Origin of the sequence: Leptospira fluminis (assembly GCF_004771275.1) — a bacterium.
GTDB classification, from domain to species: domain Bacteria; phylum Spirochaetota; class Leptospiria; order Leptospirales; family Leptospiraceae; genus Leptospira_B; species Leptospira_B fluminis.
Window position 1 is genome coordinate 114,419 of record NZ_RQEV01000003.1, and the last position, 26,519, is coordinate 140,937.

28 protein-coding genes are annotated in these 26,519 nt (G+C 49.9%); 18 read left to right on the forward strand and 10 right to left on the reverse strand.

Translation table 11 applies throughout. The annotated features are described in order from the left end of the window. Positions 1-76 precede the first annotated feature (76 nt). The 5 genes from EHO61_RS02460 (at position 77) to EHO61_RS02480 (ending at position 7,171) form a co-directional block, all read left to right on the forward strand. Complete coding sequence (locus EHO61_RS02460) at positions 77-3,277, forward strand: efflux RND transporter permease subunit (RefSeq protein ID WP_135812054.1); 3,201 nt, start codon at positions 77-79, stop codon at positions 3,275-3,277. A 29-nt stretch (positions 3,278-3,306) separates the two neighbouring features. After that, positions 3,307-4,647, forward strand: a complete 1,341-nt coding sequence (locus EHO61_RS02465; RefSeq protein WP_135812055.1) for a TolC family protein — start codon at positions 3,307-3,309, stop codon at positions 4,645-4,647. A 79-nt stretch (positions 4,648-4,726) separates the two neighbouring features. After that, on the forward strand, positions 4,727-5,071 hold the full coding sequence (locus tag EHO61_RS02470; protein ID WP_135812056.1) for a hypothetical protein: 345 nt from the start codon (positions 4,727-4,729) through the stop codon (positions 5,069-5,071). A 112-nt stretch (positions 5,072-5,183) separates the two neighbouring features. Continuing rightward, positions 5,184-5,909 carry an MIP/aquaporin family protein gene (locus tag EHO61_RS02475; protein WP_135812057.1) on the forward strand — a complete coding sequence of 242 codons (726 nt, stop codon included), beginning with the start codon at positions 5,184-5,186 and terminating at the stop codon, positions 5,907-5,909. Continuing rightward, positions 5,906-7,171, forward strand: coding sequence for a TCR/Tet family MFS transporter (locus tag EHO61_RS02480; RefSeq protein WP_135812058.1), 1,266 nt, complete (start codon positions 5,906-5,908; stop codon positions 7,169-7,171). Before EHO61_RS02475 ends, EHO61_RS02480 begins: the two co-directional genes overlap by 4 nt. A 19-nt stretch (positions 7,172-7,190) precedes the next feature. Here EHO61_RS02480 and EHO61_RS02485 read toward each other — a convergent pair whose 3' ends face one another. Beyond that, on the reverse strand, positions 7,191-7,847 hold the full coding sequence (locus EHO61_RS02485; RefSeq protein ID WP_135812552.1) for a hypothetical protein: 657 nt from the start codon (positions 7,845-7,847) through the stop codon (positions 7,191-7,193). A gap of 358 nt (positions 7,848-8,205) precedes the next feature. Between EHO61_RS02485 and EHO61_RS02490 the strand changes: the two genes are divergently transcribed. From EHO61_RS02490 to EHO61_RS02510, 5 genes are all read left to right on the forward strand, one after another. Then, on the forward strand, positions 8,206-9,624 hold the full coding sequence (locus EHO61_RS02490) for an imelysin family protein (protein WP_135812059.1): 1,419 nt from the start codon (positions 8,206-8,208) through the stop codon (positions 9,622-9,624). A 52-nt stretch (positions 9,625-9,676) separates the two neighbouring features. Next, the gene (locus EHO61_RS02495) at positions 9,677-11,272 is read left to right on the forward strand and encodes a di-heme oxidoreductase family protein (protein WP_135812060.1); all 1,596 of its coding nucleotides are present in this window, start codon (positions 9,677-9,679) and stop codon (positions 11,270-11,272) included. Positions 11,273-11,285: 13 nt separating this feature from the next. Continuing rightward, positions 11,286-12,518: an imelysin family protein gene (locus tag EHO61_RS02500; RefSeq protein WP_135812061.1), complete on the forward strand. Its 1,233-nt coding sequence runs from the start codon at positions 11,286-11,288 to the stop codon at positions 12,516-12,518. 110 nt (positions 12,519-12,628) lie between these two features. Beyond that, the gene (locus tag EHO61_RS02505; RefSeq protein WP_135812062.1) at positions 12,629-13,045 is read left to right on the forward strand and encodes an MAPEG family protein; all 417 of its coding nucleotides are present in this window, start codon (positions 12,629-12,631) and stop codon (positions 13,043-13,045) included. A gap of 173 nt (positions 13,046-13,218) precedes the next feature. After that, positions 13,219-13,947: a phosphate signaling complex PhoU family protein gene (locus EHO61_RS02510; RefSeq protein ID WP_135812063.1), complete on the forward strand. Its 729-nt coding sequence runs from the start codon at positions 13,219-13,221 to the stop codon at positions 13,945-13,947. Between the two features lie 42 nt (positions 13,948-13,989). Here EHO61_RS02510 and EHO61_RS02515 read toward each other — a convergent pair whose 3' ends face one another. Together EHO61_RS02515 and EHO61_RS02520 are read right to left on the reverse strand one after the other, a co-directional pair. Next, the gene (locus EHO61_RS02515; protein ID WP_135812064.1) at positions 13,990-14,658 is read right to left on the reverse strand and encodes a hypothetical protein; all 669 of its coding nucleotides are present in this window, start codon (positions 14,656-14,658) and stop codon (positions 13,990-13,992) included. Beyond that, a complete protein-coding gene (locus tag EHO61_RS02520) occupies positions 14,655-15,356 on the reverse strand; it encodes an alpha/beta hydrolase (protein WP_135812065.1) in 702 nt (233 codons plus the stop codon). Before EHO61_RS02520 ends, EHO61_RS02515 begins: the two co-directional genes overlap by 4 nt. Before the next feature lie 247 nt (positions 15,357-15,603). Here EHO61_RS02520 and EHO61_RS02525 point away from each other — a divergent pair, with 247 nt between their 5' ends. The 5 genes from EHO61_RS02525 to EHO61_RS02545 all read left to right on the forward strand — a co-directional run bounded on the left by EHO61_RS02525 (position 15,604) and on the right by EHO61_RS02545 (position 17,966). Next, entirely contained in the window at positions 15,604-16,371 is a 768-nt protein-coding gene (locus EHO61_RS02525; protein WP_135812066.1) for a glucose 1-dehydrogenase, read from the forward strand. A gap of 16 nt (positions 16,372-16,387) precedes the next feature. Then, positions 16,388-16,801 carry a Zn-ribbon domain-containing OB-fold protein gene (locus EHO61_RS02530; RefSeq protein WP_135812067.1) on the forward strand — a complete coding sequence of 138 codons (414 nt, stop codon included), beginning with the start codon at positions 16,388-16,390 and terminating at the stop codon, positions 16,799-16,801. 14 nt (positions 16,802-16,815) lie between these two features. Further along, positions 16,816-17,232, forward strand: coding sequence for a c-type cytochrome (locus tag EHO61_RS02535; protein ID WP_135812068.1), 417 nt, complete (start codon positions 16,816-16,818; stop codon positions 17,230-17,232). An 89-nt stretch (positions 17,233-17,321) separates the two neighbouring features. After that, positions 17,322-17,531 carry a hypothetical protein gene (locus EHO61_RS17315; protein WP_135812069.1) on the forward strand — a complete coding sequence of 70 codons (210 nt, stop codon included), beginning with the start codon at positions 17,322-17,324 and terminating at the stop codon, positions 17,529-17,531. 96 nt (positions 17,532-17,627) lie between these two features. Continuing rightward, positions 17,628-17,966: an STAS domain-containing protein gene (locus EHO61_RS02545; RefSeq protein ID WP_135812070.1), complete on the forward strand. Its 339-nt coding sequence runs from the start codon at positions 17,628-17,630 to the stop codon at positions 17,964-17,966. 62 nt (positions 17,967-18,028) lie between these two features. On the opposite strand, the gene kdsB is transcribed toward EHO61_RS02545, so the two are convergent. The 7 genes from kdsB to EHO61_RS02575 are packed head-to-tail and all read right to left on the reverse strand — an operon-like array spanning position 18,029 to position 23,144. Continuing rightward, a complete protein-coding gene (kdsB, locus tag EHO61_RS02550; protein WP_135812071.1) occupies positions 18,029-18,769 on the reverse strand; it encodes a 3-deoxy-manno-octulosonate cytidylyltransferase in 741 nt (246 codons plus the stop codon). Further along, positions 18,769-19,293 carry a flagellar basal body-associated FliL family protein gene (locus EHO61_RS02555; protein WP_135767499.1) on the reverse strand — a complete coding sequence of 175 codons (525 nt, stop codon included), beginning with the start codon at positions 19,291-19,293 and terminating at the stop codon, positions 18,769-18,771. The genes kdsB and EHO61_RS02555 overlap by 1 nt, the downstream gene beginning before the upstream one ends. A gap of 23 nt (positions 19,294-19,316) precedes the next feature. Beyond that, positions 19,317-20,144 (reverse strand): flagellar motor protein MotB, encoded by an 828-nt coding sequence (motB, locus tag EHO61_RS02560; protein WP_135812072.1) that lies wholly within the window; start codon positions 20,142-20,144, stop codon positions 19,317-19,319. A gap of 36 nt (positions 20,145-20,180) precedes the next feature. Continuing rightward, entirely contained in the window at positions 20,181-20,963 is a 783-nt protein-coding gene (locus EHO61_RS02565; RefSeq protein WP_135767497.1) for a motility protein A, read from the reverse strand. Between the two features lie 6 nt (positions 20,964-20,969). Continuing rightward, a complete protein-coding gene (locus tag EHO61_RS17320; RefSeq protein WP_135767496.1) occupies positions 20,970-21,194 on the reverse strand; it encodes a flagellar FlbD family protein in 225 nt (74 codons plus the stop codon). Beyond that, positions 21,191-22,294 (reverse strand): glycosyltransferase, encoded by a 1,104-nt coding sequence (locus EHO61_RS02570; protein WP_135812073.1) that lies wholly within the window; start codon positions 22,292-22,294, stop codon positions 21,191-21,193. Before EHO61_RS02570 ends, EHO61_RS17320 begins: the two co-directional genes overlap by 4 nt. Positions 22,295-22,340: 46 nt before the next feature. Beyond that, entirely contained in the window at positions 22,341-23,144 is an 804-nt protein-coding gene (locus EHO61_RS02575; protein ID WP_135812074.1) for an MlaD family protein, read from the reverse strand. A gap of 147 nt (positions 23,145-23,291) precedes the next feature. Here EHO61_RS02575 and EHO61_RS02580 point away from each other — a divergent pair, with 147 nt between their 5' ends. The 3 genes from EHO61_RS02580 to ftsZ are packed head-to-tail and all read left to right on the forward strand — an operon-like array spanning position 23,292 to position 26,518. Beyond that, positions 23,292-24,035, forward strand: coding sequence for a cell division protein FtsQ/DivIB (locus EHO61_RS02580; RefSeq protein WP_135812075.1), 744 nt, complete (start codon positions 23,292-23,294; stop codon positions 24,033-24,035). 4 nt (positions 24,036-24,039) lie between these two features. Beyond that, entirely contained in the window at positions 24,040-25,266 is a 1,227-nt protein-coding gene (gene ftsA / locus EHO61_RS02585) for a cell division protein FtsA (RefSeq protein WP_135812076.1), read from the forward strand. A 46-nt stretch (positions 25,267-25,312) separates the two neighbouring features. After that, on the forward strand, positions 25,313-26,518 hold the full coding sequence (gene ftsZ / locus EHO61_RS02590) for a cell division protein FtsZ (RefSeq protein ID WP_135812077.1): 1,206 nt from the start codon (positions 25,313-25,315) through the stop codon (positions 26,516-26,518). Position 26,519 lies beyond the last annotated feature (1 nt).

The following is a 26,519-nucleotide window of genomic DNA, read 5'->3' on the forward strand; positions in this document are numbered from 1 at the left end:
TTTGATCTCGGACGGAACGATTCCGGTAAATTACAGAGAGATCAGGAAAATTCAAAACGAAGGTACGAGGTACCCAATGAGTCAAAAGAATAAGAATATTCAAACCCCTTCCGGCACGGACCTTCCGCCGACTTCCTACGTCGCAGCGGTAAAACAGGTCACTCAGGCCGGGATCGCCGCGTTTTCGGTCAAAAATCCTCACTTGATGATCGCAGGCTGTATCGTGGTTTTAGTTTTGGGAGTGCTGGCGTTGTTTCAAATGCCTCGGGACCTTCTTCCCCCTTCCAAACAACCTGCGGTCCAGATCCTGGACGTTTATTGGGGAATGCCTACCTCGAGCACGGAAACCATCCTCACCTGGAAGTTCGAACGTTATACTGGGCAAGCGCCGGGTTTGATCCACCAGGAATCCAAATCCTATCCGGGAGTAAGCGTGGTGAACAACTTCTTTGACGAAGATTCCACGTCCCGACCCGAAGCCATGGGTGCAACGGTCGGTTATATCATGTCGGTTCTGCGAAGGCTTCCTCCGGGAGCGATGCCTCCGATAGTACTTCCCTTCGACCCGATGGGTTCCACTCCAGTCTGTCTCGTGGCGGTGAGCGGCGATTTCAAGGTCAACGAATTGTACGACTTAGGACAGTACGACGTACGACGAGCCTTGCAGGGAAGCCCGGGGACCATCGCACCGACGGTCATGGGCGGAGCGGAAAAGCAGATCATTATCGAGCTGGATCCGCTCAAGCTGAAGAGATTCGATATGTCCGCCGCGGAAGCGATGGAGAAAATCGGAAGGTTGAACACCTTCATTCCGGCAGGAGACGTTAAGATCGGAGATTTCGATTATCCGATTTATACCAACGGGGTCGCGGACACGGTCAAGGCTTTCGACGACTTTCCTCTGCGCAGCCGCGAAGGCGTTTCCGTATTCGTACGCGATGTCGGTGCTGCCCGAGAAGCGAGTATCGTTCAGACGGAGATGGTCACTCTGAACGGTAAGGAAATCGTTTATGTTCCCGTTCTGAGGCAACAGGGCGCCAACACATTGGCCGTCGTAGACGCCGCCAGAGAAGCGATGAAAGCTTTGGAAAAAGAGGTCAAAGGCTTAAAGCTGAATATAGTCGCGGACACGACCGTCTTTATCCGCAAGGCCGTGGAGACGGTGGGGGAAGAAGCCATGTTCGGCGGCGGTTTGGCCGCGTTGATGGTGTTTCTCTTTCTCGGAAACCCGAGAGCGACCTTTGCCACCCTTCTTTCTCTTCCCTTTTCTACCCTATTCGTCCTCATGGGCCTGAAAGCCACGGGCTCTACGATCAATATCATGACTCTAGGCGGGATGGCGCTATCGATCGGCCTACTTGTGGATAATTCCATCGTCGCGATCGAAAACATTATGCGACATCTGTCGGAGGACAAGGATCCGAACCGAGTAAGAGTCGTCGTACGCGCCGCCCAAGAAGTAACGCCTCCTATCATCGCGGTTACTCTTTGTAACGTAGTCGTACTATTCCCCATTCTTCTTACTAAAGGCGTGGTTAACGTGCTGTTCGGGGCCATCGCTAAGACGGTAATCCTGGCTATCACAGGTTCCTTGTTATCCGAAACCGCGATCATTCCTCTTTTTGCAAGTAGATTCCTTACGGGAGAACCTCCAAAACTTCCGAGATTTTTTCAGGCGATCCAAAACATGATTTCGGCTTTGACCGAAATCTACGGAACCGCTTTGGAAAAAGTCATGACCAAAACCAAAGCTGTGGTCGTCGGAATCCTGATACTCTTCGCGATCGGCGGACTCTGCCTTCCGTTTATAGGAACGGAATTGTTCCCCAGAGCGGACGCTGGAAGTTTCGTTCTTCACATGAGATTTCCTTCCGGGCTCAGGATCGAGCAGACCAGCGAGCAAGCGAAGTTGGTGGAAGGAAAGTTGAAGGAATGGATCAGGGGAGATCTGGAAATGGTACTCGCCGATTCCGGCCTCTACCAAGGATTTCCCGCGGCCTTCTCTCAGAACGGCGGAACCCAGGACGTTTCCATGGTAGTGGAGCTGAAGGAACACCGCAAGAAAACCTCTCAGGAATATGCCAGAATCATCCGTGAAAAATTTCCTAAGGAATTTCCCGGCGTCGAAATCGGAATCGAGTTGGGGGGATTACTTTCCTCTTCGCTTAACGGAGGCGCTCAAGCCCCGATCAACGTGCAGGTCCGCGGTTCTAACGCCTTAAAAGCTCACGATGTGGCGCTGAACCTTCTGCCGGAAATCAAAAAGATCAAAGGAGCCACGGACGTCCGTATCCTGGAAAGTTTCGATACCCCGGCCATCGAAGTAAACATCAACCGCAAGAAGGCGGATTCGCAAGGAGTCTACACTGACGAGATCGTCCAGAATATCGTAAGCGCTTTGGCGGGAAGCATCGTATACAAACCTACGATATGGGTGGATCCGAAAAGCGGAATCGACTATGCGTTGGGAGTTCGCTTTCCGGAAGAGAAATTCCAAACCATGAAGGATTTCGAGAATATTCCCGTTACGGGAAAATTCCAGGAAAGAGCGATTCCTCTCAACCAACTTTCCGACATCGAGCAGACCAAGGGTCCGACTATATTAAGCCGCGTTAATATGAAACGGACCGTCAACATCATGTTGGATTCCCAGGACAGGGACGTGGGAAGCGTGTCCGGCGATATCGAGAACGTCATCAAAAAATTCAAGGTTCCGGAAGGATACAAGGTCGTTATCACCGGAGAAATAGAAAAGATGAAGGACGCACTGGGTCAATTGGGAGGAGGATTCTTTCTCTCCGCCTTTTTGGTCTACATGATTCTGGTAGTGCAATTCCGTTCCTTTATGCTTCCCGGAATCATGATGATGACCGTGCCTCTGGGCATGGTGGGCATCGCGCTGATGTTCGCATTGACCGGAACCTATTACAGCCTTCAAGCGGGTATCGGAACCATCTTTCTGATCGGGATCGCGGTTTCCAACGGAGTGCTTCTCATAGAGTTCATTCTACACATGTTGGAGCACGAAAAAATGGAACTCGATAGAGGGATCATCGAGGGAGCCAAGGCAAGATTGAGACCGATCCTGATGACTTCTTTCGCCTCCATGCTCGGACTGACTCCGATGGCGATCGGATTCGGAAAGGGATCGGAAGCGAATATCCCTTTGGGAAGAGCGGTGATAGGCGGTCAATTTCTAGCCACGTTGCTGACCTTGTTCGTATTACCAACCGTATTCAGATATCTCTACCGCAAGTTCTATCTAAAGGAGAATTGATTCCGATAAAATTTTTCGGGAGTAATAAAATGAAACGCAGACTCGGATCTACAATTAAGATTTTTATAATACTTTCGCTCGTTGGCTCCACCACCCTCTATTCGGATTCGGAAACGATCCTTACCGTGGAAGACTTCATGCTCAAGGCGGAAAAAACGAGCCCGGACGTGGCCGCAAAAATTTTCCTGGCAAAGCAGGCCGAAGAAGGGATAGGAGTGGCAAAGGCCGCCTACATGCCTACGGCTTACGCGTCCGGAATGATCACCTCCGGGCTACCGGGTTCGTTCGGCGAGCCGGGCGTCATGGTTCCTCGAGGCGTGATGGTCTCCCCCTTTCACGCCGGACCTTCCGCAGGTATTTGGGGACAATACACTCTTTACGATTGGGGCAGAAGGTCCAACGATCTGAAGTACGCCGAAAGCCAAGCGAAAGGAAAAAGGGAAGAGATCAGGCTTACCCGACTCGAGGTCTTGGACACCTCCATCAGAAGTTATTACTCCTGCTCCCGAAATCGGAGCATGATGGAGCTTTGGTCCGGATTGACGGACGATCTGGATATGATCCGGAGAGAGGCTCTCAGATTCGTACGTAACGGACAAAAGTCCATCGTGGACAAATACCTAGTCGAGGCTCAGGTGGAACAGATCAAAACCCAGACGGACGACTACGAACTCAGATTGAAAAAAGGAAGAGAGGAACTAGGTCTCTTGATCCAGGAGGATTGGACCTCCATCTCCTGTCCGTCCATCACTTCCATCCATTTGGGAAAATTATCGGAGACCGAAGAATCGTCCGGATCGAACCGGATGGAACCTTCCCTAGGAATCGGTGACCAGTACGATTCGTCGCCGATCGTAAGCCGCGTTAAAATGGAAGTCATAGCCGCAGAAGCCAAACTGGATCGCTCCAAGGCGGACTTTATGCCCGAATTGAAATCGTCCTACTCCGTAGGTACTTTCAAGGAAGCCAGGTTGGTTCCCTATTCGAATTATTCCGCCAACCTTTCCTTCGTGGTTCCGGTTTTCGAAGGACTCAAAACGGTTCGGGAAGTGAAGGCAGCCGAACACGAACTTTCCGCTAAGCGAAAGGAATTGGAGGCCGCTCGTAAGAAGGTAGCGGAGCTGAACGTGGGGCTGAGCAAGACGATCGATTCCGCGATATTAAGAATCAAGCATCTTAGGAACGAAGTGGAACTGGCCAAGACCGGCTATGAAGTGGCGAGAAGCCGTTATGCGAATTACCAGGGAAACCTCTTGGATTTTAGGGAGGCGTTCCGAAACCTTCTACGGACCCAAGGGGAACTCATAGACGCCTATACCGAATATCTCACTTACACCAAGGTTCGAGATCTGGTAAACGGAAAAATATAAGGATATATTCATGTATCATATTCGTATAAACTCAACCTTATTCATTCTTATTATTCTCGCCTCGGCATCGAGCGGATGCATGAAAGGAGATACTCATTATACCAGCCAAAAGGACGCAAAAAAACTTCTATTCGAAACAGGAATGTTGAAATGCCTCGCATCGGGGGGACAACCAAGCAATTACGGAAACGTATCCTCTCTTGTCTCCGAAGTGATTTCCCAAAACCCCACGTTGGCCCCGTCCGACGAAGGAGATCAGTATTTCAAGACTAGCGCCTTGCACGATTGCGAGGGCGCTATCTTAGGCGCGTCCATTACGAACTGCGACTTCCAGGAGTTCATGGCGGCCGATTATTTTTCGGGGCATAGGATCTGCCACCTTACTCCCAGCAGGGAATTCCGTTTGGATAAAATGAATCATTGATTCGAAGCTCCGCTTCGAGAGCGGTGGGTGGATCCGATCCGAAAAGCTAAGACAAGAAACGGGTTGCGGAATCGCTCCGGCGGAAGATCTTTGTGTCCTCTCGGAGGATCATATGTCTTCCCCTTTTCTGGGCGAATTTTTAGGAACGTTTGTTTTGATTCTATTAGGCAACGGAGTCGTCGCCGGAGCTCTTTTGGAGCATTCCAAAGCGAAAGACAGCGGATGGATCGTAATTACGGCAGGTTGGGCATTTGCCGTTTTGATCGGCATCCTGACGGCGAATGCGTTCGGAAGCCCAGACGCGCATTTAAACCCGGCGGTCACGCTCGCATTTTCGATCCAATCCGGCGATTTTTCCAAACTCGCCCCCTACACGACTGCCCAGATACTCGGAGCTTTTCTCGGTTCCGTCTTTGTGACTCTACACTACCTTCCCCACTGGAAAGAAACGAAGGATCCGCTGAGAATTTTAGCGATTTTTTCCACGGAGCCTGCGATCCGGCATAAGTTCTCCAACTTCTTCAGCGAATTCCTCGGAACCTTCGTTTTAATCTTAGGAGTGTATGCGATCTTTTCTCCTCAAATCAAGGGTCTGACTTCCCACCTCGGCGCATTTTTGGTCGGGCTATTGGTTTGGAGTATAGGACTTTCCATGGGAGGAACCACCGGATACGCCATTAACCCCGCGCGCGATTTCGGACCTAGACTAGCGCATTTCCTGCTGCCGATTCCTGGAAAAGGATCTTCCCGCTGGGAATACGCTTGGATTCCGATCTTAGCTCCGTTTTGCGGAGCCGCTCTTGCCGGAATACTTTTAAGGACGTATGCATCCCAATGACAGTAGCTCCTAAGAACGCCCTAAGATTCGTATTGATCACCCTCTTGATCGACTTTACCGGTTTCGGGATCATCGTGCCCGTCATTCCGCAACTCATCGAACAACTGATAGGCGGAGATCTGAGTCAGGCTTCCTTGTACGGAGGATGGCTGACTTTCGCCTACGCATTCACCCAATTCATTTTCGCTCCGATTCTGGGCGGATTGAGTGATCGTTTCGGACGTAGACCGGTTCTGCTTTCCTCCCTGTTCGGATTGGGTGTAGATTACGTTTTTCTTGCGTTTGCCCCGAACATTTGGTGGTTATTTTTAGGAAGAATCGTTTCCGGACTGACCGGCGCGAGCTACAGCGCTGCCGGCGCATACATCGCGGATATCAGTCCGCCGGAAAAAAGATCCCAAAACTTCGGACTAATCGGAGCCGCGTTCGGAGTAGGATTCATCGTCGGTCCCGTGATCGGAGGGATCTTCAGCCAATTCGGACCGAGAGCGCCCTTTATGGTCGCCGCAGGACTTTCCTTTATCAATTGGATCTACGGCTATTTGGTACTTCCGGAATCCTTGGCCGAATCGAATCGTAGAAAATTCGAATGGAAACGAGCGAATCCGGTAGGTTCTTTGGTCCAATTGAATCGACTTCCGGGGGCCAATTCCGGACTTCTTCTTTCGGTAGCTCTTCTGTTCATCGCGAACCATTCCTGCGAATCGACTTGGACGTATTATACGATGCAAAAATTCGCATGGGATGCGGAGCAGGTGGGATATTCCCTGGGAGTAGTAGGGATCACGATCGCTTTCGTTCAGGGCTTCCTACTCAGGATCGTCATACCGAAGTTCGGTCAAAAAAACACGACGTATCTGGGAATTTCCGCGGTGATCGTGGTTAGCGTCCTATTCGCAATCGCTTCGGAAGGCTGGATGATGTACGTTCTGCTCATTCCGTTTTCCATAGCTTTTTTGGCGACCCCTGCCATACAAGGATACGTTTCTAACCACGTTCCGGCAAACGAACAAGGGGAGTTGCAGGGAATGATGGGAAGCATTATGGGAATAACGTCCATCATCGGCCCGGTATTGATGACGAACCTATTCTCTTATTTCACAAGAACGGGAGCATCCCCGTATTTTCCGGGCGCTCCCTTTATCACGAGTTCTCTTCTCGCATTTTTCAGCGGGATCATCTGCATCGTTTGTTTCCGCGAGGAAACGAAACGGATGTCTTCGAAAGAGACGATTTCGGATGGAAATCCTGCGGAGAGTTAGAACTCCGGAAATGCGGATTCTACTCCGACTCCTCTTCGTCCTCTTCCAAACCCAGATAGAATAGGGCCCAAAGAGTGTCGAATAGGATCTGCATCAGAAGAGCGAACCTTTCCTCCTGATCCTCAATCGTTTTATAATCTTCTAATATAAAGGAAACGAAAGGTTCCAGGATATTCCGCTCTTCCTCGTCGGAAATCCCGTTCAGACTATCGAGGCCGAAATTTTCGTCCACCGGAACCTCGTATAACGCAAGGCGGGTATTCAGGATATTAACCGCGACTTCGATCAGATCCGAATCGGCCATCGTATGAATGCCGGCATCCTTTAATCCGGCCAAGATCCCGGAAATGGCTTCGTCCGTAACCGCCTCCGCCTTCTCCTCGTCCTCTTCGTTGTACGCTTCCGAGATCGCGACCAAGATAGCAGTCGCTTGGTCCAGATAGTTCGATAAAACCTCGTCGAAACGTACTTCATCCTGTTCGGTCAGTTCCCTGGCAAATCCCGTATCCAGTACGTCGTAAAACGATTCAGGATCGTCCGCCTCGCACGCCGCAGATGCAAAAGTGCGTACCAAAAGCCAAAAAGGGGATCTTTCATGACCGATGCGTCGGATTTCTCCGGCATAACCGGCCACCGCAGCCTGCCAAGCACCTGGGGAATAAGGAGGAATTTCCATAATACGCAAAACTATGTATTTCCGTCCGCCCGTCGAGCCGGAATTCCAAGTCCCTCCCACCGATCTTGGAATCAAATTTCCGGCAAAAATTTTTGGGGAAACCTGTTGACAGAAACCGGAGCTAAAATAACTGAGAATCATCCTCAATATCAAAAATAAAAATCGCCTGGTGGCTTTGAGAAAGAGAGGGAAAAATTGCTTGCTTTTTATGAGAATGATTCTCATCTGCATTATCAAGCCGATTCTCCGAGAAGGAAGTCGGAGGGAGTCATCCCCACAGTTCATCTCTCTGGACCCGACAGGACTCCCTGTCGGGGATTTTTCCTGCAAATCGATCGGGCAATTTAGGAGCTAAAAGATGCGTAATGCAAATGCACAGATCTGGATCCGAGCGATCCGTATTTCCGTTCTATTAGGCGGAATTTTTTTCTCCTGTACGCACGAAAAGAAAAACGATTCGAATCTGTCGACGGCCATGGTTCTGGGGAGCCTCCCCTCCGCCTCCCGAGACCAGGTAGTGGTTCGATACGCGGACTTAGCCTACGAATCCTATAATAAGAGTTATCAGGATGCTATCGCACTTCAGACGGCGGTAAATACCCTAAAAACGACGCCGAATGCCGCCAACCTAAGTGCGGCCAAAAACGCGTGGATCGTTGCCCGAGCTTCTTATCTAGTCACCGAAGCATTTCGTTTTTCCGGAGGTCCTATAGACCAGGCCAACCTTTCCAGCATCGGATGGCAGGGCTGCGGAGCGGGAACGAACTACGTCGGAGATACCACGTACGATTGTCAAACTCTACTCAATTCTTGGCCGTTAGACGAAATTGCGATAGACAATTATGTCCAGAACGGAAACGACTCCACGAGCTTTGCCGCCATTCTCGCCAAGAACGGAAGTTTAACCCTAGCCTCTTCTGGGAACACGGACAGTACGACCATTGTTTTAACCGGTTGGCATGCGATAGAATATCTGCTTTGGGGCCAGGACAAGTCCGGAAGCCCGCAGGCTTATAACCAAGTGGCGGGATTGGCGGATTCCACTTGCTTTACCGCCTCTCCCACTACCTGTAATAGCAACGGACAAGGAGGAACGAACGGAGGAACCGGGACAAACCGGGCGGCCTTTATGAAAACGGTGACTGATGCTTTAGTCGGCCATTTAAAATTAGTGCGCGATTCCTGGGGAACGTCCTCCGCTCCCGGAGCATACAGGCAAACGTTTACCGCGGATTCCAACACTTCGCTTAGCAAAGTATTTCGAGGTTTGGGAAAATTCATCGCCGGAGAATGGGGAGGCGATAGGCTCCAAGGGATTTACTCTCACGATCAGGAACACGAGCATTCCTGCTTCAGCGACACCACCAAAGCCGACTTTTACTACGATGCCCAAGGAGTCCTCAACCTCTGGACGGGAAGTTATACTTTGGTAAAGAATTCGCCCACAAGCACCGGACCGGGACTATCCGCACTTTTAGGTAGTTTAAATCAGGGAGTCGCTCAATCCCAGATCACTCAAGCAAGGGACGCGTTCTGCATCAACAATGGGGAACAATCCGCCGACCCGAACTTCGCCTCCTCCTGTCAGAGCGGATCCATCGTAGGACGCTACGATCAGATCATTATGGATGGATTCAACGGATTTCCGGGCTCGCAGAGTGCCGACTATCCGACTCTCCAAAATGTACAGGTCTTAGTCGGAGACCGACTCAAAAAAAGTATCGTGGCAGCCGCCTCATCTCTCGGAATTACGATCACCGACTTTAGCAATAACTGATAGGAAAAACAACCCGACCGAATCGATCCGTTCGGTCGGAAAACGAAAAAATATGAACTGTAATCGAATTTCCCTCCTCTTCCAAAAGAAAAAAGAAAATAGGCCGAATCGTCGGAAACATCGACTGATTCTTGTTAGTTTCTTTGTCTTATTCGGACTTCTTCTTTCGAATTGTAACCGCAACAATAAGTCCGACGGAAACGAATTGGTTCTTCTTTTGGCCATGATCAACCAGGATCCGGGAGAAGCATACTCCGGAGGTTGGACCACCGTTTTCGACACCACAAGCAATGCATTTACGTTTCCGGTTGCGAACCTGCGGGACGGAGGGTCCACACAATTCAACGTTGGGAACACCTTCTTCAACACGAACTGGACCCAAGAAGGAAACAGTGCCTTAAGCGGAAAAGGACCCACTTTCAATGCCAGCTCCTGTCAAGCCTGCCATCAAAGATCAGGAAGAGGAGCACCGCCTAACAACGGAGCCACACCCGCAGTCTATGGCGGCTCCTTGGACGGAGCCGTCGCCCTATTGGTCCGACTTTCCAAGGACGGAGCGAACTCCGTTACCGGGGGACCGATTCCGACGGACAATTACGGGCTCCAGCTCAACCACCAAGGGATCGGAGGCTTTACGAATCTTCATCCTAGTTCTCATACGGTTGCGGCGACGCCTGCCGAAGGACACGCTTCCGTGAGCTACTCTTCGGTGGCCGCCCCGGTTTGTTCCACATGTTCAGGAACCACTTATCCGGACGGAACCGTCGTCTATCTCTCCCAACCTACGTACAGTTTTTCGGGTTGGAATTTCAGCGATCCGACTTCCGCCTCCGGAGGATTTCATTTCTCCCCCAGAATAGCTTCTCAGATTGCGGGTCTGGGATTGCTGGAAGCGATTCCGGAGAGCACCATCCTTTCCTGGGCCGACCCCAACGATTTGGATGGAGATGGTATATCAGGAAAACCGAATTATGTTTGGGATACCGCCGGCGGCCAAAAATTGTTAGGGAGATTCGGATGGAAGGCCAACGAGCCTAGCGTCGCCCAGCAAAACCAGGATGCCTTTCTCGGAGATATCGGAATCACAAGCCCTTTGAATTCCACGGACAATTGTCCCGCCATTCAGACAATCTGTCTAGACTCGGCTAATGGAACCGGAGATCCGGAAATCGGAACGGGAGTCACGAGCGGGGTCATTTTTTGGAATCGAGTATTGGGAATCCCAGGAAGAAGGTCCGTAAACGATCCGCAAGTGGTCCTTGGCAAACAGACCTTCGTTTCCATAGGTTGTGCGTCCTGTCACAAACCGTTGGTGCTCACGGGAACCGTCTCCGATTTTCAGGAGAATTCTTCCCAGTTCATCAAACCTTATACGGATCTACTTTTACACGATATGGGATCGGGATTGGCCGACGGAAGATCCGACTTCGACGCGACCGGTAGTGAATGGAGGACTCCTCCTCTCTGGGGAATCGGGCTCGTCTCGGTAACCAACGGTCACCAAAGGTTTCTGCACGACGGACGGGCAAACGGATTGGAAGAAGCGATCCTCTGGCACGCGGGCGAAGGAGCAGGAGCCAGAAACAAATTCCAGCTACTCTCGGCTTCAGACAGAAGCAACCTCATTAAGTTCCTAAATTCCCTTTAACGGCGGCATGAATATGAAAATTTTTGAATTAATCACACGAAAGGCGTTCGGCTCGGCTTTGGTATTGGGAAGCATGACCTTGGATATCGCCTGCACTCCTCATTCCGGATCGGACTCTTCCACGATTGCGGCCTTGTTGGCTCTCCAGCCTTCTTACACCGAATTTCTGACCTATTCCGGAAACAGCCTCGTCCTCCCAGCATTCCAAAATCTACAGACCACGACCTCGGCCTTGAAGACGGCCGCACAGGCGTATTATGCGGATCCGACGAATACGACCAAGCTCGTAATCCTACAGCAGGCTTGGAAAACCGCAAGAACCTCCTTAAAGAAAGCGGAAGTCTTTTATTTCGGTCCTGCGGAGAACCCACCCGGGTACTATTACACGAATCTGGACGGATTCGAAAAGGCCCAGAGACCGAAATGGAGCAATATCTCCGCAGTTCTATCCAATACGACGAGTTTTCCGACCATCAACGAAACCAACGTGTTAAACTATAGCTCGATTCGCCGGGGATTCGAAGCCTTGGAAATGTTGATTTTCAGTTCCGACGGAAACGATGCAACCGTTTCCAGTAACGCGAATATCATAGCGGCGAACAGTTCCAATTCGGGATACCAAAGAAGATTAGATTATCTGCAAGCATTGGCCTTGGTCATTTCCGACGATGCAACGGCGTTAAACACCCAATGGCAGCCGTACGGAGGGAATTTTCTTGGGAATTACGTCGCCGGAACCGGTTATTTTCTTTCCCAGCGCGACTCTTTTAATACGTATTTGACAAAGATGGCCAACCTAACGGAAGTAATGCGAGACCAAAAAACCGCGACCCCCGCCGGACTGAGCGTAAGTTCCGCAGGAGTGGCCCGCTCGTACCAGACGGAGGCCATCTTTTCCAGAAATGCGTACCAAGACCTGCTGGACAATCTCTCCGGAATGGACCTCGCCTATTCCGGAAATTCCGGGGATTCTCAGGCAAAGACGCTTTCTTCCATAGTATCGGCACTAAATCCGACTTTAGACGCGAGCATCAGGAGTTCGATTTCGGATTTAAAGAGCACTTTGCAGACCAAGGTCACCGGAAATTCGGACCTCTACGCGGACATCACCGCTGGGAGTTCGACGATTTCCAACCAGGTTAGTCCTCTTTGGACGAAACTGAAAAATCTAAAAGCGTTGTTCACAACGGATTTGCTACCCATTTTAGGGGTTCCGGCATTGCCTTCCAACGCTGACGGGGACTAAAAATCGGATTCGCTCAAAAGATGCGATCGTAAAGCGTTCGGAGGCGCTTCAATGCCGACATTTGAAATTCTTCTTGCCAGCTCCGACAAGTAGAGATTCAGTATGGGACCATGTACGATTCTTTACACGCTCTTTTATCTTTCACCGGTTGGACTCTTTTACTAGGCCTCGGAGTCATTCTCTTCCGAGTCTCCCAAGTCTTGACAGGAAAAAAGAAATCGAACGAATTCCCGGCCTGGATACAACACGGTAGCGACTTTTATTGGAGACTAAACCGGGCGCATTTGAATTGTCTGGAAAATCTCCCTATCTTTGCCGTTTTGGTTTTTGCCGGAGCGATTTTGGATCCGGACCAAGCGATATTCGATCTACTTGCCTGGATCGTTTTTGCTGCCAGGGTTCTGCAGAGTTGTGCCCATCTCAGCGGCGGAGGCGTGTGGCCGGTAAATGTAAGATTTACCGGTTTTTTTCTCCAGTATGTCTCTTTCGGATCCATGCTCCTGCTTTTGCTGAAGAGTCTTCCTTAATATTACAAAAACTATATATTTATAGGATTACAGAACGGTCTGCGACTCATTGTAGCATTATTTCCTTTCTATGACGGAAAAAAGGACGCCGGAAGAGGGCGTCCGGTGCAACTGAAAAAATCCACTTGACCGTTCCCCAATTTATGTGAATCTTCTGATAAACATTTTTTCCCATGGCTTCTTCCAAGTTCGATTATCTCAGACGGAATCTATATGCAATGGCGGAGCTTTGCCTGGAGCAGATTTTGATCTTCGACGACGTAATCGAAAAGGAAAATCCGGACTTAGCCAAACAGATCATAGAGCGGGACGACCTGATCGATAACCTGGAAAAACAGAACGATAACCTTTCCCAAAATGCGATCCTAGAAGCGATTGCGAATCGGAACCTTCTAGGAATGGACCAAGTGGATATCGAAGTCGTTCTAAAAAAAGATCCGCTACGCTTCGCTCTTTCCGCGATCCGGATCAACCGAAACCTGGAACGGATGGGTGACCAGATCGTAAACTGCGCCACCTGTTATCGGAGAGGGCTCTTACCCAAGGGGTTTTTTCGCCAAGAGGAGATCCTGGACAAAATGATGTCCCGGGTCGTGACCTTGGTTGGAATGGCTGTGGAATCCTTAGTGGAGGAAAAGAATCGTTTTTACGGTTCCGTGCATACTGTGGAAGAGGAATTGAATAATCTTTGCAACGGAGCCTTTTTAAAATTCGTAATGGATCCCCGATTGGACAAAAACCAATTCGCGGATTTATACAGGATCATTTTAGGGATAGAACGTACCGGAGATTACGCGGTCAATATCGCCGAAGAATTGGTGCGTCTAAATACCGGTATGGATATACGACACCTCGCCGACCCGGTCCAGATCACGGAAAGCGCCAAGACCTCTTCCCATTGACAAAGTGCTGAATCTTCGACCGATGGGAGGCGATTTTTGAATCTAGGGAATCGTTTCCCCTTGCTCCAGATAACTCGCGAGTTCCTCCTTTAATCCGTGAGGCAACTGCAATCCGGAACTTTCTATCCTTTCGTTATATTTGTTAAACGAAAATCTATGCCTGGAAGTTCCGAGGTAGGAACGCAAGGCTTCGGATCCCCATTCTAGAATTTCCTTGATGTATTCCTCATTTTCCTCCAATTTTTCGCAATAAGGAATGAACAAGGGGCGGTTTACAGGTCGACCGATCGTCCTGTAAAACAGGAGTCTTCGCAGAACCTCGTGCTCCTTCAAATGCCCGGATTCCAACGCCTTTTCCACCATCCTGAGATTGATGCAATCCAGGAATTCCACCTTCAGGTGCTCGTCTTTCAGACGTTTTCTGAGACTGGTCTTGATCTCCTCGGATTCGTACAGAAAATTCGGACAATACTCCGGACATTCGTCCTTGTGCAGATCGCAGTAATGCAGAAGGATACAATCGATATCCGAGGAAGGCTCCACGATTCCGAAATTGATGGAACCCAAAATTTCCACTCCGGTCCGAAATCCTTTGTCTTCCAATTCCTTCAACGCGATTCGGAACGCCTGCATTCTCTTTAGGGCTTCCTTCGTATCGTAGTTGCGATATTTATTCTTTAACGCGATATATTTTTCGATCAGATACGTCATTGGAAGAGTTCTTTCAGGTAGCGGTTCATACCGAGGAGTACCACTTCCGGGATTTCGTGTCCACCAGGAAACGCCAATAAATCCCCCTTCCAGCCCGCTTCTTTTAACAAAGTTTCCAACCTCTTTGCGGCAGGATAGCCCAGAACAGGATCGTTTCTTCCGTGGCTTTGAAAAAAGGAAAATCCGGGAGTCGTCGCGGCCAGCCCGGACCACCGGTCCTTATCCAATAAGGTTCCGGACAGGATCAGCAGCCCTTTCGGTTTCTTTTCGGAACAAAGGAAAAGTTCGGTAGCGAGCATGGCCCCTTGGCTGAAGCCTCCCAAAACGATGCGATCCATCGGAACTCCCAGTCGTTCTATCATTTCCTCGACCTTTGTGCGCGCTTCGATCAAACCGTCCGGAGAACGATCGGAAAGATCCCTGGTTCCTCCGGCCACCATCGCCCTCTGTAACGCTTCCATATCGATCGGAAACCAGGCTCTCCCGTAATAACCGGGCATAATCGGTATCTCCAGAATACCGTTCGGAAAAAGGAAATTCGTTCCCTCGGGAACATCCAGATAAGAATAAAGGGGAAGAAGATCGTACGCGTTCGCACCGTACCCGTGAAATAAGATCACATACGGAGCTTCCGGATCGCCTTTTATCCAGGCGGCTTGGACAGGCCCGATTTGGACCAGAGGAATCTGATCAGACATGATTCCTTTTTAGAAGGGGGCGATAAATTAGCAATAGTATAATATAGTAAGATCGGCAGGAAAGAAGAACAAACGTTCAATACGACCGAACACCGTTTTATCCTAGGAATAAACGAATGAATTTTCCTTGTCGAGAGAACAGGTTTAAGCGAAGTTAAACCAGAACAATCGTTCTACTTTCGTAAAAACAATCTAAAAGAAACGTTTCCGAAGGCGGAAATAATTCCAAGTTATCAAGAGGATTCCGATGTCAAAACAATTCCAAGGCAAAGTCGCATTAGTAACCGGAGCCGCTTCCCCTAGAGGATTAGGACGGGCGATCGCGAATACGATCGCGAAAGAAGGCGGCGATATCGTCGTAGTGGATCTAAATCAGGAACATATCGTACAGGCGGCGGCCGAGATCGCGAAAGAATTCGGAGTCCAAGCTCTGGGTCTTTCGGCAAACGTGACCAAGCCGGAAGACTGCGACGCGGTGATTTCGGGCGTGAAAGATAAGTTCGGTAAGCTGGACTTTCTGGTGAATAACGCAGGCGTACTTAAGGACAATCTCTTTATCCGGATGAGCGAGCAGGAATTCGACTTCGTTATGGACGTGAACGCGAAAGGTGTGTTCCTGATGACTAAGTCCGCTTCCAAATTGCTCTTAAAATCCTCTTCCGGAAGGATCGTGAACATTTCTTCCCTCTCGGGGCTGACCGGACAACCTGGACAAGCGAATTACTCCGCTTCCAAAGCGGCAGTCATCGCACTGACGAAAGTGGCTGCGAGAGAATTCTCAGGTCGCGGAGTCCTAGTCAACGCAGTATGTCCCGGTTATGTTCAGACGGACATGACCGCTTCCCTACCGGAAGACGTGCAAAAAAAATTGACGGATCCTATGTTCATTCCTTTGAAAAGACCCGGAACCCAACAAGAGATCGCCAACGCCGTCGAATTCTTTCTATCCGACAAAGCTTCCTATATTACGGGAACGTATCTACGCGTAGACGGCGGCGCCGGAATAGGAATGTAATCCGAACCGATCGTCGATGGAAACCGCAAAGTCGAACGTTCTCAAAGGTAAAAAATGCGGATCCTGCGGATTTGAAACCGCAGAATCCGTCTCAACTTGTATGCTTTGCGGGTCTGATACCTGGGAAGAATCGATTTTTAGCGGAAAGGGAAAAATTTATACCTATACGGTGGTGCAAGTCGGTTTCGGCCATCTTGCATCCAAAGCGCCTTACGTTCTTGTCGTTGTAGATCTGAAGGAAGGAGCCAAGACTCTGGGAATCCTGGAAGGGGAATTCGAAGGCAGGCCGATAACGGAATCCGTGCGTATCGATTTACCCGTGCAATTCGACAGGTTCGAGGAAAAAACCGGGCCTGTCTTTAAGCCGGACGTTTCTGTGACAAAAAATTCCTTTGCTTCCGAATCCGAACGAGGAAAGATGGAATCCTGAAAAAGGAGAGATCCATGAAAAAAAGGGCTCTATTAATTTCCGCCTCGGCCTCCATCTTTGCCTTGGCTCTGGTTTTGAACTGTGGTGATAAGAATGAATCCAAAAAAGAAGCGGCCGCTCCGACTACCGCAAGCGCTGCTCCGGCTTTAACTCCGGAATTGGAACAAGGAAAGGAAATCTTTGCCGCGAATTGCGCATCCTGTCATGGAGAAAAGGGAGCTGGAGACGGCCTTGCTGCGGCAAACCTGAATCCGAAGCCTCGCAATTATAAAGCTCCTGCCAAAGAATGGAAAAACGGTCCTACCGAAGCGGGCATTCTAAAAACGTTAAATAACGGAATCCCGGGCGGTACTATGGTTGCGTTCAAATATCTCGGCGACGAAAAACTCAAATTAGTCGCAAAATACGTAATCTATCTCAATCAAAACTGATCTCCGAAAGGGCGGGCAACCCCGCCCTTTTCTTTTCTCAGGAAGGCTTTTCTTCTGGAACTTTTCCGCCCCCGATCGATTCTGGAACGGTGAACGGATTGCAAACTCCCCATTGTCAGTCTTGCGGAACGGACAGAAATTCCTCCCTGACAAAAGTAATCAAAACCTATTCTAATTCGGCCTGGTTCCTCATCCTTTTCGGTATTTCCTCCAAGCCGAAAGAGGTCCGCTTTCAATGTTCCAAATGCGGTGAAATTTTTGACCAACTGTCTCCTCAGGAGTTAGAACACTATACCTGATTCCGAGACGGCAAAATGGCAGCCCGAACTTCCAAAAGCGGATGAAACGGGGTTGACTCTCGCTTGTGGAGAAGGTCTTTGTGATAAATAAGGCGTATGTCTGACGAATTCAAAATAACCGTGGACTTAGAGCCGTCCGTACCGGTTTTGCATATCTCCGGCGAAATCACTTCCGAAGCGGACGAAGATATTCTCACCAAATATCATTCGATTCCGGAAATACGCAGAACTAGAGTGATCCTGAATTTCCATGGCACTTCTTATATCAATTCCGCCGGGTTGGCAACGTTGATCAGCTTGATCACAAAAGCCTCGGAATCCTCCGCTAAGATCGAATTTGCGGGGTTAAACGATCATTTTCGTAAAGTCATGGATATCGTAGGATTGACCGATTTCGTGCTCATCCATAACACCTTGCAGGAAGCTTTAGGATAACGTTCGCGATAAATCCGGCGGAAAATCATCCGTCGAACAAAGTATTCACTTTTTCTTAAATTCTAAATCAATCCCTTGGCCCTAAAATCGGCGATCACCGACTCCAGATCCTTAGGGGTATCAACGCTTAACGCGGCTCGTTTTGCGACATAGACTCCGATGGAATATCCCGCTTCCAAAGCCCTCAACTGTTCCAGGGATTCGGATTCCTCCAGAGGGCTCGCGGGGAGATCAGGATATCCCGTTAAAAAATCCCGATCATACGCGTAAATCCCCAAATGACGATATGCGGGAACCGTCTTCTTAAATTGGCTGGGAATCGCGGAGCGGGAAAAATAAAGCGCGCGACCGGATCGTTCCATCACTACTTTTACTCGGTTCGGATCTCCTATCTCGGAATCCTCCAAAGGGACCGCAGCAGTCGTCATTTCCCAACTTTTTCTTTCTATTTTGAGTTTCGCAACTCCGTCGATCAGTTCCGATTCGATTCCCGGCTCGTCTCCCTGGATATTGACGACGACTCCGAAATCCGGAAATCTGCCCGCCACCTCGCGGATCCGATCCGTGCCGGAAGGATGATCGGTCGCGGTCATTACCGCGTTTCCTCCGTTATCCAAAACGGTCATGAGAATCCTCTCGTCGTCGGTGGCAACAACAAGCTCGTCTATAAGGGATGACTTTAAGGAATTCTTATACGTCCAAAGGATCATCGGGATATCTCCGATGAGAGCCAAAGGTTTTCCGGGAAACCTAGAACTCCCGAACCTTGCAGGTATGACTCCTAAAACCTTGGGGGAAGACATCAGTTGACGATAAATTCCGTGAAATATACTTCCTGGATCTTACCCTCCGAGAGTATGTGGTTGATCTGCGCCTTGATTTCTTCCCGCAAATCGAGCTGGTCCTCCACATCTATCAGATCGTCTTTGGTCTTCCTTCCCACGATAAGATTGACCAAATCCCGCATCTGAGCGATCCGTTCCGCCAACTCGTTAGTGATCTTCGTATCATCCTTCGCGACGCCGAAAGAAAGTTTCATTTTTACGAAGTGGGTTTCTCCCTTATCGGCGGTGTTGATCCTGAATTCCTCCTGAAAGGCGAAGGTTACCAAAGGAGGAGGAGGTTTGACCAACGAAACGTTCTTCATTTCGCGGAACGTACTAGTAGCGGCCTGTTTTGCCACGAACATGGATACGAGCACGACGATGATAATACCGAACACAGCTCCGGCGATGTAAATCAGCCATTTTATAAGCGGAGAAGAACCGGCTCCGGCGTCCGCGGCAGGGACGCCGCCTTCTTCTTCGTCTATTTCGGGATCACCCATGGGTCACCTCTCCTTTTTCTCTTTTAAAATCCGCTTTCCGTGGAAGTCTCGGAGCCCGGTACCCGACTCTTCGGCAATCCGTAATTGGATTCGTGCGGTCCACGTTTTGTGGATTTTTCCGTTAAAATTACGATGTCTATCCTTCTATTAAAGGCTTTCGCTTCCGGAGTCCCTTCGTATTCCAACGCCAAAGGACGATAGGATCCGAAACTGACCGCCTGCAACCAACTCGGATCCAATCTACCGACTCCGACCATATAGTCGGTGGAATTGATCGCCCTCGCTCCCGCCAAATCCCAATTGTTCAGGTAGGCTCTTTCTTCACGGTTCGGATTCGCGCCGGGGACGACGGCATCCGCATCACAGTGTCCTTCCACTCGTACGAAGCGTTCCAGATTCTTGATCAGACCGCTGGCCTTTTTTAACGTGGATTTGATAGGTTCGTTTAGGATCGCGGAACCCGGACCGAAATAATCCGCTCCCACCAAACTGATCACCAATCCTCTCTCGTCTTCCGTCACACGTACTTTTCCGGCTTCGATTTCCGGCTTAAACAATTCGGTCGCGGTCTTCTTGGACTTGGAAAGCGCTTTTCCCGTAGTCATGGAAGGGAGACTTTCTATATTCATCCCCATCTCTTCCAACTTGCCCTTGGAAAGAGTCTGACCTCCGTCAAAAAAACCCGTCGTCGTCTTGAACGCGGAAAGAATGATCTGCATTTCGATCGCGTTCGTCTTACCGGTTTTATACAACATAATGAAAAAGCATAATAGCAGAGTCACCATGTCCCCGTAGGTAAGCATGTATTCGGGGATGTTCTGAATGCATTCCGGACATTTTTGCTGTGCCATAGGATTTCCAACCTGAGAAAAGATTTACCGAGAGGATCAATCCCCTTCGTCTTTCAATACTCCCCTTTCCGATGGAGGCAGGAAGCTAGCCAGTTTGTCCTTTACGATCCTGGGGTTATCTCCCGACTGAATGGAAAGAGTTCCTTCGATCATGATTTGCTTAATTAACAATTCGTCTTCCGATTTGCGGATCAATTTTTTCATAATGGGAATCGCGAACATGTTGGCTCCCATCGATCCGTAAAGAGTCGTGATCAAGGCGGCTGCCATACCAGTTCCGATCGCGCTCGGATCCCCGGATCCAAGGTTCTTGAGCATCTGCACCAATCCGATCAAGGTTCCGATCATCCCGAAAGCCGGAGCCAAAGCGCCCCAGTTTTCCCACCATGCTTTTCCTTGCGAATGACGGGAGGCGATGTTTCCCATTTCCGTTTCCATAATATTTCGGACAAGTTCCGGGTCCGTCCCGTCCACTACCAAAGTGATCCCTTTCCTAAGGAATTCCTCCGGAAGTTCGTTCACGTCGTCTTCCAGAGCGAGAAGGCCTTCTCTCCTCGCCTTTTCGGAAAAAGATACCAACGTTTTGATCAATTCCACCAGGTCGCTTTTTTCCTCTCGAAACGCTTTACGGGTGATTTTTCCCACGTCCAAGGTCGATTGCCAGGGAACAGCCATGATCGTACAGGCTGTCGCACCTCCGAACGTAATCAAAACGGAGGGTATGTCCACGATATCTATCGGGTTTAACCCCGCGGAAAGAATTCCGAAGGCAACAACGACTAATGCGGAACCGAGACCTATGATCGATGCTATATCCATGATCGCTTAATCTACCTTCTTAAATTGGTCGGGAGAAGAGCCTACCGGAAAGACTAATATCCTCTTTTTGAACTCGATGATCTTTTCGATCACCTGCGGAACGCTCTCTTGGACCACGTATTTCCTATCGTTGAAAAGCGTGATCGTAGTATCGGGATTGGCTTCGATACATTCGATATGAGACGCGTTCAGGACGAATTCCGTCCCTTTTAAACGGTGCAGGGTTATCAATTTCCCTTCCTCGCACGGGAGTTCTTGTTCATAGAATCGACCATCCTGGAGATTTGGATAATGAATTTTTCCTCCGTAAAACGGTCCACAGAGGTTTGAAAATCCCGCGGCTTCCATACCGAGGAGATCGCCTTCAAAAGGGCCGAATTCAAAGATTCTACCGTCTGTTCCCCGAAAAACACCCCCGTTTTTCCGTTTACGACGGTTTCTAGCGCTCCTCCCTTGCCGAAGGCAACGACGGGAGTGCAGCTTCCTTGGGCTTCGACGGGAGCGATTCCGAAATCCTCCATACCCGGAAACACAAAGACCTGGGCTTTGGCCATGTACTCCAAAACTTCCTGTCTAGGGCGATGGGGGAGAATTTCCACGTTCGGAGGAAGTATCTTTGCCAGATTTTTGTATTCCTGTCCGCTCCCCAGGATCTTTAAGGTCCGACCGTTTTTACGATACGCCTCGATGGCCAAATCGATCCTTTTGTAAGGCGCAAAAGCGGATACGATCAGATCGAAATCCTCCTTTTGCGTCTGTTTCACTTTAAAGCCTTTCGGTAGACAAGGGGGTGGAACCACCTTCGCTTCTCTTCTATAAAATTTCAAGATGCGGCGTGCTACGAACGCTGAGTTCGCCAGAAAACTATCCACCCTTGCGGCGGAGACGGCATCCCAGGTCCTTAAATAATTGGAGACCGCCTGAAAGAGAAAAAACTTAGGTCCTTTTCTCGCCGGAAAATAATCGTAATACAGATCCCAAACGTAGCGCATAGGAGAATGTACGTAACTCACATGAATCGCATCCGGATCGCAAATCACTCCTTTGGCCACGCAATGAGAGGAGGAAAGCACCAGGTCGTAACCCCGGAGATCCAAAGATTCGATGGCCGTGGGAAATAACGGAAGATACCACCTGTATTTGGATTTAAAGGGAAGCCGGTCGGTAAACGCGGTGATAATTCTTCTATTTTCTATCCTTTCGTTCAGTTTTCCGGGTTCGTAAAATAACGTAAACAGATCGGCTTCCGGGTAGATTTTCAGAAGGGAATCCAGGACGACTTCTCCGCCACGCATTCCGTTTAGCCAATCGTGGATCACTGCGACTTTCATAGATTTTCCATCGGCAGGAAACGCCGTCCTACCCGGCTTTTTCGGATCAGAGACGGTTGAAATAGAGATTGTCGGAGATGCTTCCGATCAAGGTGGTTCTTCGGTAGAGGTTGATCGAAAATGGAACCGGAGCGGAACGTTCCAATTTGCGGTAACCTTCCGTATACCTTCTGGCATCGTCTCCGAACAGACGCATATCCAGCATGGTTTCGGCGATATTATCATGAATGTCGTCGTCGTTTAAAATTCTGGGAATGCTTCCCCGATTGCCTTTGAGTTTTTCCGAGACTTCGAAAAGGTTTTTGAAAGTGAGGTTAATGTCCTTTTCGTTCTCTCTTATGATTCCCGTGGAAGCCGCAAAAAAATCGTCGTAATATTTCGCGGAAGGAGCAAAGTCGGGGGCGCGTTCTTCTCCCTCCTTATAGGTCGGATTGAAAAATCCCATTTTCTGATCCAACTCCGCGCTGCCCGGATCTATATCGATAGTCCTTCCGGATAAGACGGTTTTCGTACGAAAGCTGATATTATAATTCGCGTACAGAGTGATCGGATCCGCTAAACGAATCGTGATCTCCACCGCTTTTTTTCGCAGAGGATCCAAGAAGCGTCTGTCAGGTACGTCTTCGATAGGCACTACGTCAACATCCCGGACGAGTCCCTTCTCCACGCCTAGGACACTGACGGAAGTCCCCGGCCGGATTCCCTGGGATTTCGGATAATAAATCTTAAGAGTATAAGGGTACAAATCTTTCGTTCCCGCACGTTCCAAAACGGATTGGTACAAAAGCAGGAAAAAAGAGAGAAAAAAGGCGAGGCCCAGATGAACGGGGGAAGGAGTCGGAAATTTCATCGGTTCGGGATTTTTCCTCTCTAGACTCTATCGGTCTTTCGAATCGCACAACTAAAACCCGCTTTGCCTCGGTGAAAATCGGCGGGAATCTGATCTTTCTTCCCGATATACGATCTAGAGGAAAGAAAAAGGTTCGAAGAAAGCACTATGAGACATAATCTAATTGACTTTCTGAAAGAATCCCTCCAGAAAAGAATAAGTTGGTGGCTCTTGGCTTTCTTAGGCTTTCTTGCCGTATTTTTAGGGTGGGGCTGGCGGAAGGGTTCCCTCCCCCAAGAGCTGAACAAACTGATCCTGACCGGACACGAAACGTTAAAAACGGAAGAAATCGTTCAAATCATGGGAATCCAACCTGGAACTTCTTTCGAAAACTACGACTTGGGCCTGATGGAAACCCGCTTAACGTCCCATCCTAGAATCAAAAAAGCCAGACTCCAAAAAAAGTCCGAAGACCAATTGCTGGTGGAAATTACGGAAAGAAAACCGGCCTATCTCGTCAACTCCGACGGCCATTTATTCGAAATCGATTCCGAGTTGAAAGTGCTTTCCAAAGACGACGTAAGGACTCCCGGTCTAACGATCATCTCGGGTACGTTTCCTAGAGAAGCTGGATCCATGAGCGGGGCCGCGTTTCGGGATTTGTACACGTCCGTCGAAAACGCGTTCCGCGCTTACCCGGCACTGCGAACTCGGGTGTCCGAGATTTCCCTGCACGAAGACGGAGAAATTTTCGTTTATACGGATTCCCCGATTCCGGTCCGTGTACAGGTAGGTACCTTGTTCCAAATCGAACAGGTCCGCAAGTTGTATGCGGTTCTCGCTTATCTTGAAAAGGAAAAGATCAAACCCAAACTAGTGGACATCCGCGGAGAGGACGCGGTCTATCATTAAGCGAATGGAAGGCTCAGAAAGAACAATCGTCGCTCTGGATCTCGGGACTTCGCTTACCAAAGTGGTGGTAGGCCGACCCATATCGGAATATGAAACCGAAATCGTGGGTACCGGCGCCTTCCCTTCCTCCGGCATCAAAAACGGATCGATCGTGAATATAGAAGCGACGACCCGTTCCATTGTCGAAGCTGTCAGCGAAGCGGAATTGATGTGCGGACAGGAAATCTCAGCTATAGTCGTAAACGTGACCGGAAAATCCTTACGGGCGGACAATTCCAAGGGAGTGGTGGCGATTACCAACCGGGATCGGGCGGTGGCGGAGCCGGATGTGGTTCGGGTCATAGAAGCCGCACAAGCGATCCGGGTTCCCGCGGACCAGGAAATCATACACGTACTCTCGAAAGAATTCTCTGTGGACGATCAGACCTCCATCAAAGATCCGATCGGAATGACCGGAGTCCGCCTCGAAGCCGAAGTCCATATCGTAACGGCCGGAATCACCGCGCTTCATAACCTGGATAAATGTGTGGAAGCCGCCGGCTTGGTCGAAGAAGCCCGTGTATTGTCCAGTCTAGCCTCCTCCGAAGCCGTGCTGACTTCGGGAGAAAAGGATTTGGGCACGGCTGTGCTGGACATAGGTGCCGGGATCTGCGATCTGATCGTTTACATGGACGGGGGAATCGCCTATTCCGCGATCATTCCTTTCGGCGGGTCCAGCGTAACTTCGGACCTTTCCATAGGTCTGAAAACCACGCTCGAAACCGCTGAAATATTAAAAAAACGTTATGGTCATTGCGCTCTCCAGGAAATGGACCCGACGGAAACGGTGGAAATTCCCCCGATCAGCGGCAGACCCGCAAGGTCCGTACTACGGGAGGAACTGGTGAACATCATCGAACCTAGAATGCGCGAAATCTTCGAGATGGTGGATGCGGAGCTGGTCAAATCCGGCAAGAAGTCCTTCCTCGCGGGAGGAGTCATTCTCACGGGAGGCGGAAGTCTTTTGGAAGGGATAGAGTCCTTGGCCGAAGACGTTTTTCACCTGACCGTTACGCGCGCTCGGCCGGCAGGATTGACCGGAATCGCCGAAAGAGTTTCTTCCCCCGAATTTTCCACGGCTGTCGGTCTGATCAAATACGCGTCCCGCCTCGGCGAGATGGAACAGAAGTCCCAGGATCGAGCGGAATCCTGGGGAAAAAAGATCCGAAGATGGATCGAAGAGAATTTATAACTTAGTGTTCTTACCGAGCTCAGTTCGGTCCTAAGGAAGGTGTGATATGTTGCGTTTCGAAGAAGAAGCAGAAAAGACAAGCCCTGCGATCATCAAAGTGTTGGGTATAGGCGGCGGCGGTATGAACGCGGTCTCCCGGATGCTTCACTCCAGCCTGCGCGGGGTGGAATACGTCATTATGAACACTGACGAACAGGTCCTAAGACGTTCCGAATTGGAGAATAAGATCGCCTTAGGATCCAGAGTGACGCGAGGAATGGGAGCCGGAGGAGATCCGGAATTGGGCGCCAAAGCGGCGGAAGAGGACAAGGAAAAGATCCAAGCCGCAATCCAGGGAGCCGACATGGTTTTCGTGACCGCGGGTATGGGAGGAGGAACCGGCACGGGAGCCGCTCCGATCGTCGCAAAAATCGCGAAAGAGATGAAATGTCTAGTGGTAGGAGTCGTGACAATTCCGTTTTCCTTCGAAGGAAGACGACGGATGGAGTTCGCCAAAAACGGGATCGAACACCTTCGTAACTACGTCGACACTCTTATCCTCGTAAACAACGAATCGATTTTCCAAGTGGTGGATCGCGCAACCCCCATCGACCAAGCCTTTCGAGTGATCGACGACATACTTCTGAATGCCGTCCGAGGAATCAGCGATATCGTAAACAATCCTGGAATCATCAATGTGGATTTTGCCGACGTGAAAGTCATTATGAAGGACACCGGCGATGCGATCATGGGAGTGGGAGAAGGTAGCGGAGAAAACAAAGTCTCCGAAGCCGTCAATTACGCGATCGACAATACCTTGTTGGATTCTCGTTCCATCGCGGGAGCGACCTCCTTATTGATCAACGTAACGGGGGGATCGGATCTTACGATCTCCGACTGGAACGAAGTGTCTCAGATCATCACTTCCCAAGTCGATCCGAACGCGAATATCATAGTCGGACTTACGGAGGATCCGGAATTGGAGAATCGGATCCGAGTGACAGTGATCGCTACCGGCTTCAACAGACGCCCTGCGAACCATAACCTAGGTTCCTCGATGCGACAACCGGCCAACCCTCCCCTACGCAAAGCGGTAGGAATGGAGCAGTCCTCTCAGGAAGAACCCCGTCCTTCTCATCGTTCGGAACCGGAGCGAGTCGTCATGGACCCGGAAACCTACCGTTCCCTAAAAGCCAGGTCCGGACAATCTTCTCCGCGGGAAGACTACGATATTCCGGCCTTTTTAAGAAGAAGCGACAGGAACAAACAATAAC